At 35.1% G+C, this 17761-nt stretch carries 15 protein-coding genes; 6 read left to right on the top strand and 9 right to left on the bottom strand.

Going from position 1 to position 17761, the window contains the following annotated elements:
* Positions 1-9: 9 nt before the first annotated feature.
* Positions 10-384: a 30S ribosomal protein S12 gene (gene rpsL, locus ACY2RS_RS01115; protein WP_151675177.1), complete on the bottom strand. Its 375-nt coding sequence runs from the start codon at positions 382-384 to the stop codon at positions 10-12.
* Positions 385-566: 182 nt separating this feature from the next.
* Here rpsL and ACY2RS_RS01120 point away from each other — a divergent pair, with 182 nt between their 5' ends.
* The 5 genes from ACY2RS_RS01120 (at position 567) to rlmB (ending at position 8737) form a co-directional block, all read left to right on the top strand.
* The gene (locus tag ACY2RS_RS01120) at positions 567-2261 is read left to right on the top strand and encodes a POTRA domain-containing protein (RefSeq protein ID WP_490096751.1); all 1695 of its coding nucleotides are present in this window, start codon (positions 567-569) and stop codon (positions 2259-2261) included.
* Between the two features lie 119 nt (positions 2262-2380).
* Positions 2381-5638 (top strand): SusC/RagA family TonB-linked outer membrane protein, encoded by a 3258-nt coding sequence (locus tag ACY2RS_RS01125; protein WP_490096752.1) that lies wholly within the window; start codon positions 2381-2383, stop codon positions 5636-5638.
* Positions 5639-5717: 79 nt separating this feature from the next.
* Positions 5718-7328, top strand: a complete 1611-nt coding sequence (locus ACY2RS_RS01130; RefSeq protein WP_490096753.1) for a SusD/RagB family nutrient-binding outer membrane lipoprotein — start codon at positions 5718-5720, stop codon at positions 7326-7328.
* 25 nt (positions 7329-7353) lie between these two features.
* Complete coding sequence (locus ACY2RS_RS01135; RefSeq protein WP_490096754.1) at positions 7354-7929, top strand: hypothetical protein; 576 nt, start codon at positions 7354-7356, stop codon at positions 7927-7929.
* A gap of 70 nt (positions 7930-7999) precedes the next feature.
* Positions 8000-8737: a 23S rRNA (guanosine(2251)-2'-O)-methyltransferase RlmB gene (gene rlmB / locus ACY2RS_RS01140; RefSeq protein ID WP_490096755.1), complete on the top strand. Its 738-nt coding sequence runs from the start codon at positions 8000-8002 to the stop codon at positions 8735-8737.
* On the opposite strand, the gene ACY2RS_RS01145 is transcribed toward rlmB, so the two are convergent.
* Positions 8730-9491: a rhomboid family intramembrane serine protease gene (locus ACY2RS_RS01145; RefSeq protein ID WP_490096756.1), complete on the bottom strand. Its 762-nt coding sequence runs from the start codon at positions 9489-9491 to the stop codon at positions 8730-8732. The genes rlmB and ACY2RS_RS01145 overlap by 8 nt on opposite strands.
* 86 nt (positions 9492-9577) lie before the next feature.
* Between ACY2RS_RS01145 and ACY2RS_RS01150 the strand changes: the two genes are divergently transcribed.
* Positions 9578-10876: a replication-associated recombination protein A gene (locus ACY2RS_RS01150; RefSeq protein WP_490096757.1), complete on the top strand. Its 1299-nt coding sequence runs from the start codon at positions 9578-9580 to the stop codon at positions 10874-10876.
* Here ACY2RS_RS01150 and ACY2RS_RS01155 read toward each other — a convergent pair.
* The 7 genes from ACY2RS_RS01155 to radC all read right to left on the bottom strand — a co-directional run bounded on the left by ACY2RS_RS01155 (position 10873) and on the right by radC (position 17655).
* A complete protein-coding gene (locus ACY2RS_RS01155) occupies positions 10873-11682 on the bottom strand; it encodes a hypothetical protein (RefSeq protein WP_490096758.1) in 810 nt (269 codons plus the stop codon). The two genes, ACY2RS_RS01150 and ACY2RS_RS01155, sit on opposite strands and share 4 nt — an antisense overlap.
* Positions 11679-13097 (bottom strand): DUF5723 family protein, encoded by a 1419-nt coding sequence (locus ACY2RS_RS01160; RefSeq protein ID WP_490096759.1) that lies wholly within the window; start codon positions 13095-13097, stop codon positions 11679-11681. The genes ACY2RS_RS01155 and ACY2RS_RS01160 overlap by 4 nt, the downstream gene beginning before the upstream one ends.
* Positions 13098-13109: 12 nt before the next feature.
* Entirely contained in the window at positions 13110-13658 is a 549-nt protein-coding gene (locus ACY2RS_RS01165) for a hypothetical protein (RefSeq protein WP_490096760.1), read from the bottom strand.
* A 66-nt stretch (positions 13659-13724) separates the two neighbouring features.
* A complete protein-coding gene (locus ACY2RS_RS01170) occupies positions 13725-14414 on the bottom strand; it encodes a YjjG family noncanonical pyrimidine nucleotidase (protein WP_490096761.1) in 690 nt (229 codons plus the stop codon).
* Positions 14411-15697, bottom strand: a complete 1287-nt coding sequence (locus tag ACY2RS_RS01175; RefSeq protein ID WP_490096762.1) for a polysaccharide deacetylase family protein — start codon at positions 15695-15697, stop codon at positions 14411-14413. The genes ACY2RS_RS01170 and ACY2RS_RS01175 overlap by 4 nt, the downstream gene beginning before the upstream one ends.
* Before the next feature lie 71 nt (positions 15698-15768).
* Complete coding sequence (locus ACY2RS_RS01180; protein WP_490096763.1) at positions 15769-16929, bottom strand: PAS domain-containing sensor histidine kinase; 1161 nt, start codon at positions 16927-16929, stop codon at positions 15769-15771.
* A gap of 24 nt (positions 16930-16953) precedes the next feature.
* Entirely contained in the window at positions 16954-17655 is a 702-nt protein-coding gene (radC, locus tag ACY2RS_RS01185) for a RadC family protein (RefSeq protein ID WP_490096764.1), read from the bottom strand.
* Positions 17656-17761: the final 106 nt, after the last annotated feature.

The raw sequence follows: 17761 nt of genomic DNA on the forward strand, positions 1-17761 counted from the left end.
AAATTAAAATTACTTCTTAGGGCGTTTTGCTCCGTATTTAGATCTACGTTGTGTTCTTCCATCAACACCAGCGGTGTCTAAGGCTCCACGAACAATATGATATCTAACTCCCGGCAAATCTTTCACCCTTCCACCTCTAACCAATACTATCGAGTGCTCTTGAAGATTGTGTCCTTCACCACCGATGTATGCGTTTACTTCCTTACCATTTGTTAAACGAACACGCGCTACTTTACGCATTGCAGAGTTCGGTTTTTTAGGTGTGGTAGTATAAACACGCGTACATACTCCGCGGCGTTGCGGACATGAATCTAAGGCAGCCGATTTTGACTTCTTGGTTATTTTGGTCCTTCCTTTTCGTACTAATTGTGAAATAGTTGGCATAAAAATCCTTGTTATACTTAATTGTTATTTATTAATTCCCTCTTATTAGGGCGTGCAAAAATATAATAATTATTTGATATTTCAAACGTTAGCCTATTAAAATTTTACCTTTTTTATTATTTACAGTTTGAGATATTAAAAACGAAATGCTATCGTTAATTTTACAATACAATTTTCCCTTTTTGAAACAAATCTGCTACATATTTTTATACCTTAATATATATACTAGTTTTTTTACATTTGTAAAAGCTCAAGACATTAGCCTTACCATCTCTTCGGAAATACCCATCTCTAAAACACTTGAGGATTCACTTTTAACAAGTAAAAATCATCTTGATTACAAAAGCATTCAAGAAGAAGTAACTAACATTTCAAAAAGATTAGAACAATTTGGCTACATAGAAAATCAGTTGATCCAAATTGATAAAATAAACGACACGCTTTGCAACGCCCATTATTTTTTTGGAAAAAAGTACACCCTTATAAAAGTTTACTTCAACAAAACATCGTTCACAAAAAAACAACTTGAAACTATTTCAGATTCTGTCCAAGATACTTATTTCATACTTCCAATTTCAGAAACTCAAACTGCACTTCAAAAACTAAATGTGCTTCAAACCCAAAACGGAAATACATTTGGAAAACTACAACTTTCAGAACTCATCATCGATGGCACTAACATTTCAGCAACACTAAAAGTAAATTCACAATCCAAAAGAACCATCGATAGCATTACAGTAAAAGGGTATGAAAAATTTCCGAAGTCATTTATAAAATACTTTGCTGGCATAAAAAAAGGAGATGTATTTAACAAAGAAGAAATCTTAAAAAAAAATAACGCTTTACAAAGTTTAGGTTTTGTGAATAGCAAAAAAACTCCAGAGGCCTTATTTGAGAAAAATAAAACCACAGTCTACTTATATCTCGAAAAACAAAACTTCAATACTTTTGACGGTATTTTAGGATTTGCAACAAATGAGGAAACTCAAAATATTGAATTTAATGGCTATTTAGACCTAGCATTAAACAACAACTTAAATTTTGGCGAGAAACTCATTCTAAAATACAAAGCTGATGGAGGAGATCAACAAAACCTATCTATTAGAACAGAACTCCCCTATCTACTCAAAACACCCTTTGGCATAGCAGCCGAAATAAATATTTTTAAAAGAGACAGTACCTTCTCTTCTACCTCACAAGAAATAAACACCTCGTATCAAATTTCACCATCATCCAAAACATACCTAGGTTATAAAGGCAACACTTCTAGCAACTTACTAGAAAACAACCCTAATCCTGAAAGCTTGCAAGATTTTCAAGCAAAATCTATTATTGGCGGTCTACAATTCGTGAAACCACAAAACAACAGACTATTCCCATTTAAAACCAAGATAGACTTCGAAATAGGTATTGGAAATAGGGAGTCTAACACTTCAAAAGAAGACCAATTAAAAATCACCAATAACATATATCACATTTTTAAATTAAACTCAAAAAACAATGTATACGTCCAGAACACTACGAATGTGCTGCTAAGCGACAGCTATTTAACAAATGAATTATTTAGATTCGGAGGTATAAATAGTATACGCGGATTTACAGAAAACAGTATTGATGCATCACTAGTATCTGTTTTAAATACAGAATATCGTTTTCTACTCAATCAAAACACCTACATACATAGTATAATCGATCTAGGATATTTCGAAAACGATGTAATTGACCAAAAGGAAAATCTATACAGCTTTGGTATTGGTCTAGGACTTCTAAATAAAGCCGGTGTGCTAAAATTTAATATCGCTAACGGAAATATTGATAATCAAGCGTTTAAATTTTCTAACACAAAAATTCACCTTAGCCTCACTTCACGTTTTTAAGATAAAGTGCTTAAAAACCTCGACAGCCTAAGATAAAAAAGCAAAATTTAAGTTTAAAAAGTTGTGTAATTAAGTTTTTATTGTGATTTTTGGCATTGGCTAATTCAAATAATTATAAAATGAAAACAAAGTTTAGTGGAATTTTAACGCTATTGCTAGCGTTAGTAGTGCAACTATCGTTTGCACAAGAAAAAACAATCTCCGGTACGGTGACTGATGATTCAGGACTACCATTACCAGGAGTTAACATTATTGTAAAAGGTACAACAAATGGTACACAATCTGATTTCGATGGGAACTACTCTATCGCAACAGCTGTAGGCCAAACACTTGTATACTCTTACGTAGGATTTGACGCACAAGAAAAGCCTGTTACGGCTTCTTCAAGCAAAATGAATGTAACAATGGTTGCAGGAGAGGCTTTAGAAACTGTAGTTTTAACAGGATATGGTGGTGTTACTAAAGAACGTAAGTCTTTAGGATATGCCGTAACAACTCTTGAAGCTGAATCTATTGAAAACAAACCAGAATCTGACGTTGTTAGATCTTTAAATGGTAAAGTTGCCGGTGTACAAATTGTAGGTAACAGTGGTGCAACAGGATCTGGTACTAACTTTGTTATTCGTGGTAGAAGTTCTATTAACGGTAGCAACCAACCGCTATTTATCGTAGATGGTGTTCCTTTTGATTCTGGAACTAACCAACAAACTGGTTTTGCTGGTGGTAACACAGTTACAAGTAGCCGTTTCTTAGATTTAGATCCAAATAATGTAGAAAGTGTACAAATCTTAAAAGGTTTAAGTGCATCGGTATTATATGGTCAACAAGGTAGAAATGGTGTTGTATTGATTACAACAAAAAACGGAAGTAACAAGGACTTAAACAAGAAGTTTGAGGTAACTGTAAACTCTTCTGTATACCAAACACAAATCTCTAACCTTGCAGATTATCAAAACGATTACGGTCAAGGATCTGACAACACTCCTAACCCAGGATTCGTTGGAAACTGGGGTGCTCGTTTAGATGCAGGTCTTACTATTGCTCACCCATATGCGGGACAAGGAGATTTATTTCCTGAGTTTGACGGATTAGAGATTCCTTATGTTGCAGCTCCAAATAATGTATCAGATTTCTTTAGAACTGGTTTAGGTCAGTCTATGTCTGTTAACGTTGCTGGTTCTCCTGGAAACGAAGGAAACACTCGTTACAACTTAAACTTTGGTTATACTACTGAAGATGGATACATCAGAAACAACGGTTTAACTCGTTACAACATTGGTTTAGGTGGATCTACAAAGCTATCTAACAAATTCTCTTTCGATGGTACAGCTAACTTTAGTAGCACACGTGTAAACACACCTCCTATTGCTGCAAACAACGCAGGTGGAGCACTATCTATTTTTACTAGAACGTTGTTTATTCCTAGAAACTTAGATCTAACAAATTTACCATTTGAAAATCCAAATGATGGATCTAGTGTTTACTACAGAACAGATCAAGAAAACCCTTATTGGTTATTAAACTATGCAGGAAATGAGCAACAAACTAACCGTTTCTATGGTAAGTTAGGTGCTGCTTATGAAATTTCTGACAACACAACTGTATCGTACCGTTTTGGATTAGATACCTATAATGAAAATCAAGAATTTAGAGCTGCTCGTGGTGGTGTTACTGCACCATACGATACTGGTTACTTAAGAACTACAAGTGGAACTAACTTTATTTATGACCACAACTTAAACTTTAGCTTTAACAATATTGAGTTAGCTGATAACTTTAGCTTAACTACACAACTTGGTTTCAACGCAAGACGTGATACATATGAGCAATTTGGACAGTCAAGTCAAAATCAAATTGTATTTGGTTTCTTTGATCATGACAACTTTATTGACCAACAAATCAACGATCCTGTAGCAGGAAGTTTAACATTCCAAGCTGAGCAAAACATCTTAGGTGCATATGGTGAAGCTTCTTTTGACTACAACGGATACCTTTACTTAACTTTATCTGGACGTAATGACTGGGCTTCTACATTAGAGCAAGAAAACAGATCATTATTTTACCCTGGTGCTTCGATTTCATTTGTACCTACTTCAATCGAAGGTGTACGTAGCGAAACACTTGGTTACTTACAATTACGTGCTGGTTACGGTACTTCTGCGAGATTCCCTGGACCTTACAGTACAAGAACTCCTTTTAACTCTAACGCATCTGCCGTTATTGACCCAACAGGTACTGCTGTAACTACCAATGGATTATCAACTTTCCTTGGTAACAGAAACTTACAACCAGAACTTCAAAAAGAATTTGAGGTAGGTTTAGAATCTGAATTATTCAACAAAAGAATACGTTTAGACGCAACTGTTTACCAAAGATCTATTGAAGACCAAATTGTAAATAGACCAATTTCTCCATCAACTGGAGCAACTGTAACAGCAGATAACATCGCTGAAACTCAAATTAGAGGTGTTGAATTAGGATTAGATTTCACTCTATTAAAAAGTGATAACTTCTCATGGGATGTAAGAAACAACTTTACTGCTTTCGAAAATGAAGTTATTGACTTAGGTGGTGTTGAAGAATTTGCTTATGCAGGTTTCACTAACTTAGGAAACTTTGCCGCTGAAGGTGAACCTCTAGGTGTAATAAAAGGTGGTTATGCTGCTCGTTACTCTCCTGCTAACGTTACGGAAGAAAATCCTTTCGGAGTTGGTGTAGAAGGTGTTTTATTAATTGACCCTACAGACGGTACAATTATTGATTCTGAAGGTGATTTGAACTTACCAATCGAAACCATTGGTGATCCAAACCCAGACTGGACAGTAACTACAATTAACACATTGACATACAAACAACTTTCTTTGTCTGCACAACTTGAATATACTCACGGAGGTGATATCTATTCTCAAACTGCTTCTCAATTCTTCCGTCGTGGTGTAACAACTGTGAATGTTGATAACAGAGAAGGAAGTTATGTGATTCCAGGATTATTAGCGAACCCTACAACGGGTCAGTTAATTTTGGATGATGCAGGACAACCAATCGAAAATCAAATTCAAATTGGTGCTAACGACGTATACTTTATCAACTTAGTTGATCCTTCTGGACAGGGTATCTACGACGCATCTCACTTACGTTTAAGAGAAGCTTCATTGACGTACTCTTTAACTGAGAAAATGTTAGAGAAGACTCCTTTTGGAAATGTATCATTCTCTTTATCTGGTCAGAACTTATATGTAAAGGCGTTTAACATTCCTGATGCATTCAACATTGATCCAGAAGCATTAAGTGTTGGTACTGGTAACGGTCAAGGTTTAGAATTCCAAACAGGACCTACTTCTAAGCGTTATTCATTTGGTATTAAAGCAACATTCTAAAAAAAAGTGAAGCTAGTAAGGTGGTATTTTTAATACCACCTTGTTATACTAGCAAACACCAATAATTTAATTACGTATTATGAAAAATATTTTAAAAATAACTATCGTATCTGCTATGTTAGCTTTCTTCGCAGGATGTGAAACAGCAGAACTAGATTTACTAGAGAACCCTAATACAATTAGTGAGGATGTAGCTGATCCTAATTTTGTACTTAACCAAATTCAGTTAGCTTTTAATGGTATTACTAGTGGATTAAGAGGATCTTCTTCAAACATTACGCGTATGACTGCTCAATTCGGTCAATATGCAGGTGCTGTTACCAATACTACTTTAACAGGTATTTGGACTTCTTCATATAACATGTTTGCCAATGTAGATTTATTACAAGAAATAGATGCTGGTTCTGAAACTGGTATTCCTTACCATGTTGCCGTTGCAAACATTATAGAAGCATACACTTACATTACCTTAGTGGATTATGTTGGAGATGTTCCTTTCAGTGAAGCAAATCAATTTACTGAATTCCCAACTCCAAAACTAGATGATGCACAAACTGTTTACATGGCTCAATTAGCATTATTAGATGATGCGATTGCTGCTTTAAGTAGTGAATCAGTAGTGATACCACAGGATTTATTTTATGGTGAATTTGATACAAACAACTGGATTGCTGTAGCAAACACTTTAAAATTAAAAGCAAACCTAAACATGGGTAACGGCGATGCGATTGCCGCAATAGCATCTGAAAATTTCATAAACACTGAAGATGAAGATTTTCAATATGTTTATTCTACAGCTACTTCACCAGAATCTAGAAGTCCAATTTTCTTAGGAAACTATCCTAACGGTACTGGATTCTATATGAGTAACGGTTTTTACGATTACCTAAACGCTGGTGATACTGAAGCTCCTTTTGTTGAAAATGGAACAGCTGATCCAAGATTACGTTACTATATCTACCGTCAACGTGAAGGTGCACCTGATGGTTCAAACCTACCATGTGCAGGAAACTCTATTTACGATTACTGCTACGTAGGAAACTTCTACTGGGGTAGAGATCACGGAGATGATGAAGGTATTCCTAATGACAACACAAGAAGATCTACTTTTGGTGTATATCCAGGAGGTGGAGCTTTTGATAGAAATCAATTTGACAGAACAGATTCTCAAGGTATAGAAACACTTGATGGTGCTGGTATTAACCCAATCTTCTTATCTTCTTTCTCTCACTTCGCATTAGCTGAAGCTGGATTAGACTTAGGAGTTGCTGTTGATTCTAGAACTTTATTAATGCAAGGTATTCAATTAAGTATGGACAAAGTAACTGGTTTCTCTGGTGCTTTAGCTACTGAAACTGATGGTGTTGATTACGCTGCTACTTCTACAGATGTTAGTGACTATATCGCTAGAGTAATGGCAGAGTACGATGGTGCATCTGGTAACGAGGCTAAATTAGCTATCGTAATTAGAGAGTGGTACTTAGCTTCTTGGGGTAATGGTATAGAGCCGTACAACATGTACAGAAGAACAGGATACCCTAATTTACAAGAAGGTGTTATACCTGTAGGTGCTTTCCCAAGAACGTACAGATATCCAACTACTGAGGTTGAGACAAACCCTAACATCAGTCAAACACCTGCCTCAAACCAAGTATTCTGGGATACAAACCCTGCTGGTTTCATTAACTAATACATTTTAATTAAATACTTTAATTATGAAAAATATAAATAAAATATTCTCTCTAGGATTTGTAGCGCTTGTATCTGCATTTACATTTACTAGTTGTGAAGATGAAGATAAAGCACGTTTTCCTGAACTAAGCAATGGAGGATTTGTAAAATTTGTTGAAAGACCTGAATTTAACATGGGAGCTGATCCAGCTACCGCTTCTTTCAGTGCTATGACTGAAGACCCAAATGGAAACGTTGCTACTTATTCGGTTCGCGTTTTAGGAGACTTCACTGGTGCACCTACAGATACTTTAGCATTTAGATCTACCACAACATTCCCATTTGATGTAAGTTTCGCAACTGCAGATATGGCTGCTTTGTTTGGTGTTGATGCTTCTGTTTTTGAAGAAGGTGACGCTTTCGAATTCTTTGGAACGGTAACTACTGTAGATGGTGTTGTTTACGATGGTTCTGAAACGGGTGGAACATTCCCTGGTTCACTTGACCTAGATGATCCAGGTTCTTGGAACGGAGGAAACTCTAACGGACCTTTAACTGGAGCTATTGGCCTACTAAATGCCTTTAACTGGGAAACTGAATACGAAGACCCAGCAGAATAAATAATATATATTCTCAATATATCTTAAAAACCATCCTTTTCTAAGGATGGTTTTTTACTTTTACAATCTTATGAAGAAAGAAACACTACTTTTTGGTATTTATCCAGTAATAGAAGCTTTAAAAGCAAAACAAACTATAGACAAGGCTTATGTCCAAAAAGGTCTACAAAGTCCTAAAATTGATGCTATCGTGGCGGATCTTGAGCGTTTGAATGTTAGTATTTCATTTGTTCCTATTGAAAAGATGGATAAATTATGCCGTAGCAATCATCAAGGTATCATCCTTGTAAGCTCTCCTATAGAATTCATTCCTTTAGAAACCTTAGTAGAAACAGTTCTTGAAAGTCCAAAAACTCCTCTTTTCTTAATCCTAGATCAAATTAGTGATGTGCGTAATTTTGGAGCTATCTTAAGAACAGCAGAATGTACTGGTGTGGATGGCGTTATTATTCAAAAAAAGGGTGGTGCACCTGTTGGAGGTGACACTATTAAAACATCAGCTGGCGCTATTTTCAATATTCCTATTTGCAAAGTAGATCACATTAAAGATGCTATATACTATTTACAAGGAAGTGGAATTACAACCATTGCAGCAACAGAAAAAACCCAAGAAACACTCTATGATATTGATTTTAAAGAACCACTAGCGATTATCATGGGTTCTGAAGGTGTTGGTGTTCAGAAATCGGTTTTAAATATCGTAGACAAAAAAGCTGCGCTTCCATTATTAGGAGAAATTAATTCTTTGAACGTATCTGTTGCCTGTGGTGCCTTTCTTTATGAAACAGTACGACAAAGATCTAGTTAATATCTTCTTCCTGTTTAGTTATAATAGTATAAACAATCCGCACAGGATTTTCTGAAGTGGTGCTGAAATTTTCTTCAACAAACTCAGGTTGCTTTTCTATAAAATTTCCGTCGTCATCGAATTGCTGCATGAATGGATCATTTTCCGGTTTGTAATCATCGCGCTCCCATTCATATTTTTTTACAGGTACTGTGGTACTGCCTTTCATTAAAAAGGCTAACACTACTCCTACTCCAAAACCAGATAGATGACCCTCCCAAGAAATAGCTGGATCTATCGGAAAAACATACCAAAGCAAACTCCCGTATACAAAAACAACAGCAAAAGAAAGTGCTGTAAGCTGATATTGCTTAGAAATAATACCTTTAAAAAATAAAAAGGATGCCAATAAATAAACAATACCACTGGCTCCTATATGATTTGCAGGTCTGCCTATGAGCCATGTAATAATTCCTGTACTAAGCAGACCAAACAATAAAACTTGCCAGCGAATAGGTCTATAAAAATAAAATAAGGCAGCACCTAGTACCAGCATGGGAATACTATTATTAAACAAATGCTTTAAACTCCCATGAATAAAAGGGCTAAAAAGCACACCGCGTAATCCTTCATACTTACCAGGGTGAATCCCAAATCGATTAAAATCTGTTGCGAACCGAATTTCAAACCAAAAAACAACCCACATAATAAACACAAACAAGAGTGGATATAAGATTACATCTAATGAAAAATATAATTTTTGAGTTTTAGGCATACTTCAATATAGCAAAAACAAACCCATTTAAGAGGATATGATAAATTGTCAGTTTTATAGAACAATTAAAACTGTAACTTTACCTTATGAATGCACCGCTTGCCGAAAGAATTAGACCCAAAGTACTAGCAGATTATCTTAGTCAGCAACATCTTGTTGGCGATCAAGGAGCCTTAACACAGCAATTGGCTAGTGGCATGATTCCTTCTATGATATTTTGGGGACCACCCGGCATAGGCAAAACGACTTTAGCAACCATTATCGCCACACAGTCTGAAAGGCCTTTTTATCAATTAAGCGCTATCGATAGTGGCGTTGCAGCTGTTCGAGAGGTGATTGAAAAAGCAAAAAAATCGGACGGATTGTTTACTACAAAAAACCCCATCCTGTTTATTGATGAAATACACCGATTTAGCAAATCGCAGCAAGATTCTTTGTTAAGTGCAGTAGAAAAAGGATTAGTAACTCTTATTGGGGCAACCACGGAGAATCCAAGTTTTGAGGTCATACCTGCCCTACTCTCTAGATGCCAAGTATATGTACTAAATTCCTTTTCAAAACAAGATCTTGAAGACCTTTTAGAGAGAGCGATTGCTACCGATACTATCCTTCAGAAGTATGATATTGACTTACAAGAATCAGAGGCCATATTAAAACTCTCTGGCGGAGATGCTAGAAAGCTTCTTAATATATTAGAATTGGTAGTGATTTCGGAAATTTCCGAAGTGCAAAATGACACCAAACAAAAAGTTACGATCACTAATGAAATGGTACAGCAAAAAGTGCAAAAAAACACTGTACTGTATGACAAAACTGGAGAGCAACATTACGATATTATCTCTGCCTTTATTAAATCGATCCGCGGCAGCGATCCAAATGCTGCTGTTTACTGGTTAGCTAGAATGATTGAAGGTGGGGAGGATATAAAATTTATTGCAAGAAGATTACTTATTCTAGCATCTGAAGATATTGGAAATGCAAATCCAAACGCCTTATTACTGGCCAATACTACATTTCAAGCTGTTACTACTATTGGTTTTCCAGAAGCGCGTATTATATTAAGTCAATGTGTTATTTATTTGGCTACATCACCTAAAAGCAACGCTAGTTATCTCGCTATTAAGAAAGCACAGCAGCTTGTAAAACAAACAGGCGATCTATCGGTACCTTTCTCTATTAGAAATGCACCTACAAAGCTCATGAAAGAGTTAGGATACGGACAAAATTACCAATATGCCCATGATTTTGAGGGTGGATTTGTACCCCATGAATTTTTACCCGAAGAAATTAAGGGCACAACCTTATACAAACCAGGAAACAACGCTAAAGAAAATCAATTAAAAGTATATCTAAAAAGTCTCTGGAAAGAGAAGTACGATTTTTAATTCTGAAATACTAGTGTAATAGATTTATTTCTTCCTGTGGTATCTACAAGCATTACATCTTTGTTTTCTCGGAAAACACATTGGTATTGAGCTTCAAAAACGATAGCAGTATATCCTAAATTGCTTTTAATAATGGCACCTTTTAGTTCTAGACCTGTATCTGAACTATATGAAACTTTATAAACATTAAAACCGTTTTCTATCTTTTTCAACAAGTAAGAATCTCCATTATACACATAAGAATTAAATGTATTTTGAGGAGGATATTGATTGACCGATTTAACATCTTCAATTTGGGCAACATCCTTAAGAGATGTCTCAGTTACAGTTTCTTTTGAAAGCGTTTCTTTCTGTGAAGACAGTTGGTTATCTGCAATAATTATTTCAGTCTGCGGTTTTGGAAGCGTAGGAATAGCATTGAGTGTTTTCCTGAGAGCTTCTTGATAAGACTTTCTATAATCTTTATGTTTACTTGATCCTTCAATTCCTCTATAAACCTCAACTCCTTTACAATCTTTTAAGACCAATGTCATTTTTGTTCGTGTAAGGTTTGATTTTGTTTCAACATCTGCCCATAGGCCATCACAGTTTTTTACATCAGGCAACTCTTCAAAATAATAGGCGTTAAATCCTTTCTTTCCAAGAAAAAACTTCGTCATCGAATTTAATTGGTATTTATCATCCTCAGATAAAAAATCAAATCGTTCAGGAACAACCACAAAACCGTAATCACTAAGTGATTTTTGTGCTACTCCTTTTGATACTACTGTTAATACTAATAGTAACCCTACTATAACTTGCTTCATTTTTGATCTACTATATAATTAAATCCTAGCTGTAAAGATACACTTTTTGCTTTGGCAACATTTGCAAGATCCAGCAGATTATCTGCGGCCAAAAAGAAATTTACAGCACCCATATGTAATGACATCCCTGCGCCAATATTTTTTGCAGAATAGCTATCAACTGTATAGGTAGTTTTTAAAGAAAACCATTCTCCAAATTTTCTTCGATAGTACAAAGTTCCTGCCATTTGTGGTCCTCTAGGTCTAAATATACTGTAATATTGAATTCCAGCCTGTGATACTCTTTCTTCTCTACCACCTCTATTTTTACAATCACACTCATCTTTATTTCCCACTCTTCTTCCAAAGTCATAATGTATTCCAGCATTAATTTTGGTAGGACGAAATTGGGTATAACCCCTACTTAGCGTATCAATTGGAATCTCTCTCTCCACTTCATCTTCTAGGTCTTCATAATACGGAAATGTCAATTCACCATCTTCTATTTCAGGAAAAATAAGTTCAATACCATCTAAAGTATAATCACCACTTGCACGATATACTTCTGTATCTCTTGTGTGAAAAATTGCACCAAAATCTAGAACAGAAGCTGTAGCGGTAAGTTGTCTGTTAAATTGATACGTGACTCCTGCATCGATACCTAGCCCTAAATTTCCTCCAAAAAACGAACGCCCTATCAATCTATTTCGCACTTGAGATTGATCTAGATCTTGTAATGACAATACTCCAGAAGTTCTAACTTCGACATCTAAATCGTTAACTGTATGTTCGTAGATATTGTTTGTTCCTTCTCGTTGCGTTGTTGTAAATGTTCCTTTATTATTGGTACTACTAATACTCAACATACTCGAATACAGTTTTACACGTACTCCTGCGGTGAGTTTTTTTGACACTTGCTTATTTGCTCCAAAATGATACACTGTTAGTAAGTCTGCTCGCGCATTAATTTGGTTAAAATTAAAAGGCCTACCAATATAATCTCGATTTCCTTCCCAAGCTAGAATAGCAAAATCTCTTGGAAAATAGGCTATCACATCTGCTTCTTGATAGATCCCACCAGAAAAGAAATAAGGGTCTCTTCCTTTGGATTGCCACCCAAAATTTATGATATCAAGTTGTTGCGTAACGGTAAAGAAGTCTCTAGCACTAAGATCAAAAATGGTGTTTCTAATTTTTGTATTTATATCTACACCATCATTTGCAAAGACATCAAATACAGAAACTCCAGAAGAGCCTGCATTTATATGAAGTTGAGATAAAAAAGGAACACCAACATAATAGTTTTCATCCACAAGATTCCCTGGGTTTAAAAGAAGTGATTGCGGTGTTATATCCCAATTATAAAGCACTTGCTTATTTTGAGAAATAGCCATAGATAGTCCAAAGACTATATAAAAAAACAGGATTTTTTTCATAGTAGTTTTTTACTAATCTATTTCTAAATAATAGGTTGTTTTTGATTGTAGATTTAAGGTACCCACTAAATCTTGAGAAGACGATGGAATTGTTACCGTAACAACCACTTTGTTTGCTTTGGTTAGCTCTACAATTTCTTCTTCATCTACCTCTTCTATGAATGAGGTTAAAACTGGCGTTTCAAGTGTGCCTTCAACTACTGTTGTTTCTGAAAAGAATTTAGAATCATTTTGATCATTTAGAAAGTCAAAAGAAACATCAAATCCTCTTGGGATACTATTGGTAAACTCAAAAAGAAATTCGGCTCGCTTTAGTATATCTTTAATATCTCTACCATCCAAAAACTCCAGATTGGTTGTATCTTTTATCACTAAGTTTTCTGTATTGGTACCCGAGTCATAGAACTGGGATGCTTCTAGTGTAAAGAAGATAAGATCGAGTTCGATTTCGGGTCGTACTTCAATATCGTTTGCTTGATCAAAATCTGTGTCTTCAAAACAAGAAACACAAGCCAATAAGCCAAGTAAAAAAATAAATAAAAAACTGTTTTTGAGGAGCATAATAGTATGGGTATGTTAAAATAACGCATCCATTTTAACATTTAGTATACTAGCAGTTCAGTCTTTTTATAACAAGTGTTTAATTTCAAGTAGATGGTCTACTACTTTGTATCCTGGAGTTGGAACTTCTTTTCTGTAGTTAAAAAAAATTGTATCCATACCCACGGCTTCTCCACCCAAGATATCGGCTTCAAAGGTATCACCAATCATGACAGAATTTTGTGAAGATACATTGGCCTTTTTTAGGGCTTTTTGAAACACCAGAGGGTTTGGTTTTTTTACACCCACTTCTTCAGAACTAGTTACAGTATTAAAAAAAGGGTCTAGCTTACTCTTACTTAGTTTAATATGCTGTACTTCTGTAAAACCATTTGTGATGATGTGTAACGTATATTTTTCTTGTAAATAAGAAAGTAATTCTAGCGTGCCATCAAACAAGTAATTATTATTTGGCAACTCTTCTATATAAGCATCACTCATACCATCTATAATCGTTACTGGATATGTTAGTCCCAATTCCTTAAAACTATCTATAAGACGCCCTCTACGAAGTTCTTGCTTTGTAACGCGTTCTTCTCTATATTCCTTCCAATAAGCAAAATTTATAGGCTCGTATACTTTTAAAAAGGATGCTAAAGGGGTTTCTATTTGATACCGCTCAAAAACCTGTTGAAAAGCTAATGAAGAGTTTTTATCAAAATCCCATAGGGTATGATCTAAATCAAAAAATACATCGGTAATCTCTAAGTTTTTCATGTAGTTAAAGTTTCAGAAAATAAAGTACGCCATAGTTTGTTATTTGGGTCTGCAGAAAAATCTTTGTTTGAAAACAACACAGAGAAAGTACCATTAACTGCTTTTACTTTTGTTAACATTTCTTGGACTTTAAGGCTAGTGTCTTTTGGACTTTCTTTTAAAAAACCCTGCGTAGTACATGCTATGGGTTGAATAATCAATGGAGTAATACTTTCATAATCCAAATCGTAAAACAAAAAAGGTGTGCAAGTACCTGCCCTAAACCCAGGTTCATTTTCATAGACCATGGTATAGTCTTTTTCAATTTCTAGCGCTACTAGGTTTCTATAAATTTCTGGCAATCTTATAAGCAAATTACTATTCTGGCTGCTTTCAATAGTTCTATTTATAATCCCTTCTAAGGTACGCTTTTCAACTTTTAAAAGCTCTGGATTTGTTAAGGCAGCCATAGAGACCAAGAGCCCTACTTCTTTGTAATCTGCTACAAATTTTACAAGCATTTTAAATGCTCCTTTTTGTGTATTTATACTTTCCTCAAAAGTAACCGCCTCTCCTACCAAAAAGAACACAGTAAGTTTCATAGCACTATTTTTTGCTATGTTTACTATCCATTTATAACTGTCATACGGATCTCTCTTTAGTCCGAGTACCACCCTAAAACGCAGCAACAATTGTTTTAAGCGTAGGGTAAACAAATCGGAACTAAAGCCAATAAAAGATCTAAATATTCCTTTGTTTAAAAAAGCAAAAGCAGCTTGCGCATTTACTAAATTATGGAGGGTAGGGTTTCGCTTCGGAAATATAATTTCGGGAAATTCTTGCTGTAATAACGCTTTTAGTTTATAACTCCAAATATCTACCACTGGCGATGTTAAAAAATCATTTTTGTAGGCTAAACTTTCAGATGCTGAAAACCTTCCAAGGTGATCTTTTACATGGGGTAAATACTCTTCGTAACGACTTAAAAGATAAAATGCTGCCGCAAAAATATCGAAGGGCAATGCGCTTTTTTCACTCACCGAAAAAAAACATTTGGTTTCTTCCCAATCACGCACATTAACATCGATACTCTCGATACCCTGTTGTGTAAGTAAATCATGACTTTGAAAAAACAACTCATTTCCCAATGGCTGTTTGCCATAAGAAGCTTTTGGACCTTTATGCGCTAAGAAGACTTCTATTTCATTAGTAAAACCTACTTCTATACTAAGAACACGCGTACAGATGTATTTAAAAACATACGAAATTCTTGGAGTAAGTTGTTTGGTAAATATAAGTAGCATGACGTCTAAGCGAAATAAGATGCACTAACATTTCCGAAGTACACCCCTCAAATATAGGGTTAATTGCATTGCTATTTTTTTATTTTAAAATAAAAGGTACTTCCTTCTCCAAACTTAGACATTACCCATATATTTCCCTCATGCAACTTTACAATCTTCTCGGCATGCGCAAGACCAACACCTGTCCCGTTTTGTCTTTCGTGGTTAGGTACTGTTGAAAAAATGGTAAATACGCCATCGATATCTTCTGGTTTTATACCAATTCCGTTGTCTTGAATAGCAAACTCCCAAAAATCATTCTTTTCTTTAGCTGAAATTTTAATCTTTGGAGCTACTCGCTTTTTACTATACTTTAGGGCATTTCCTATTATGTTTTGAAGTAGTAAACGCAATTCTATTTTATACCCTTTTACTTTGGGTAAAGGCTCAGAAATGATAGTAGCCTGTGTTTCTTTAATACGTTTTTTAAGATCGTATTTTACTACCTCAAGTTGTTCTTGAAGATCTACTTTTGTTTTCTTTAGATCTTTACCAATTCTACTGTGCTCTAGCAGTCCCTTAATCTGCTCGGCCATTCTCCCAGAAGCATCGTGAATGTATCCTATATACTCTTTACCCTTTGGTGAGAGTTCATCGGTGAATTTTTTCATTAAAAAATCACTACTAAAACGTATGGTTGCCAAGGGCTCCTGTAAATCATGAGAACAAATTGATACAAATTGCTCAAGGTCTCTGTTAACACGTTCTAAATCCTTTTTCTTTTGCTTTGCTTTGCGTTGGGCTAATTTTATTTCAGAAATATCGACCAATGTTGATACAGATTTAACAATAACACCTGCCTCATTATAGATAGCTCTTGAGTTTAAAATCACAGGAATCTTTTTTCCTCTTTTACTTTTTAATGTTATCTCTTCACTTTTTATTGAACCAGTCTTTAAAAAAGTGGCTAGTAGTTTTTCAATTTTTGATATTGATTTATCTGTGTAAATTTTTGATATGTGAGACCCTATGATGTCGTCTTTACTTTTGTAATCTAGATTTGATACTAATGAATTATTACAATCTATTATGTATCCTGTTGCAGGGTTTAAGCTAGCATGCATTACAGGATCCTCATCATACACAAGATCAAACTTAGCTTTACTAATTCTAAGTTGTTCTTCCAGTTGTGCAATTTCTAATGCAAGAGAAGCTGCACTAGAATCTATAGGTATGTTTGTTTCTTTGCTCAAAGTTTTTTGTTGACTCTAAAATTACTACAATATCCCTGTATCGGCAAAACTAAAATAGCCTTTTTCGGTAATAATTACATGATCTAGCACTTTGATGTCTAAACCTAACCCTGCCGTTTTTACTTTTTGAGTAATAGTTTTATCTGCTGTACTTGGAGTTAGGGTGCCACTTGGATGATTATGCACTAAAATAATTGCCACTGCGCAAAGTTCTATTGCCTTCTTAAACAATAACCTAACATCTACAAGGGTACCTGTAATACTTCCTTTACTTAATTGAAATTTTTGAAGTATGACATTGGAGTTATTTAAATATAAAATCCAAAACTCTTCATGTGCTAATGCTCCCAAAAGGGGTTGCATACAATCAAAAACAGATTGGCTAGATTTTATTTTTTGTGAATCCATTAAAGGCGCTTCACGTTTCCTTCTTCCTAATTCTAGAGCCGCAACAATAGTAATGGCCTTGGCCTCCCCTATTCCTTTAAACTTCATAAGTTCATGAATAGATTGAGTAGAAAGTGTCGATAATTGATGTTGATTTGTCGCCAAAATACGCTTACTCAAAGAAACAGCACTTTCATCTTTGCTCCCACTTCCAATTAAAATGGCAAGTAACTCTGCATCGGTAAGTACTTCTTTGCCTTTGGCTAACATTTTCTCTCTTGGGCGATCTTCTTCACTCCATTGCTTTATTGAAAATGATGTTTTAGGTTGCTGCGACAAAAGAAATTTCGGTTTTGAATAAAGATAATTGTTATATTTATAACGGTAGATAATATACTGCGATTCACTAGTCGCTTTTCATGAATACGCACCTAAATATTTTAAC

The organism is Patiriisocius sp. 208BN25-11 (assembly GCF_058147145.1).

Coding starts and splice junctions, on each gene's coding strand:
- ACY2RS_RS01135 (WP_490096754.1), top strand. CDS start 7,354: ATGAAAAATATAAATAAAATATTCTCTCTAGGATTTGTAGCGCTTGTA.
- ACY2RS_RS01145 (WP_490096756.1), bottom strand. CDS start 9,491: ATGCCTAAAACTCAAAAATTATATTTTTCATTAGATGTAATCTTATAT.
- ACY2RS_RS01165 (WP_490096760.1), bottom strand. CDS start 13,658: ATGCTCCTCAAAAACAGTTTTTTATTTATTTTTTTACTTGGCTTATTG.
- ACY2RS_RS01175 (WP_490096762.1), bottom strand. CDS start 15,697: ATGCTACTTATATTTACCAAACAACTTACTCCAAGAATTTCGTATGTT.
- rlmB (WP_490096755.1), top strand. CDS start 8,000: ATGAAGAAAGAAACACTACTTTTTGGTATTTATCCAGTAATAGAAGCT.
- ACY2RS_RS01125 (WP_490096752.1), top strand. CDS start 2,381: ATGAAAACAAAGTTTAGTGGAATTTTAACGCTATTGCTAGCGTTAGTA.
- ACY2RS_RS01170 (WP_490096761.1), bottom strand. CDS start 14,414: ATGAAAAACTTAGAGATTACCGATGTATTTTTTGATTTAGATCATACC.
- ACY2RS_RS01150 (WP_490096757.1), top strand. CDS start 9,578: ATGAATGCACCGCTTGCCGAAAGAATTAGACCCAAAGTACTAGCAGAT.
- rpsL (WP_151675177.1), bottom strand. CDS start 384: ATGCCAACTATTTCACAATTAGTACGAAAAGGAAGGACCAAAATAACC.
- ACY2RS_RS01155 (WP_490096758.1), bottom strand. CDS start 11,682: ATGAAGCAAGTTATAGTAGGGTTACTATTAGTATTAACAGTAGTATCA.
- ACY2RS_RS01160 (WP_490096759.1), bottom strand. CDS start 13,097: ATGAAAAAAATCCTGTTTTTTTATATAGTCTTTGGACTATCTATGGCT.
- ACY2RS_RS01130 (WP_490096753.1), top strand. CDS start 5,718: ATGAAAAATATTTTAAAAATAACTATCGTATCTGCTATGTTAGCTTTC.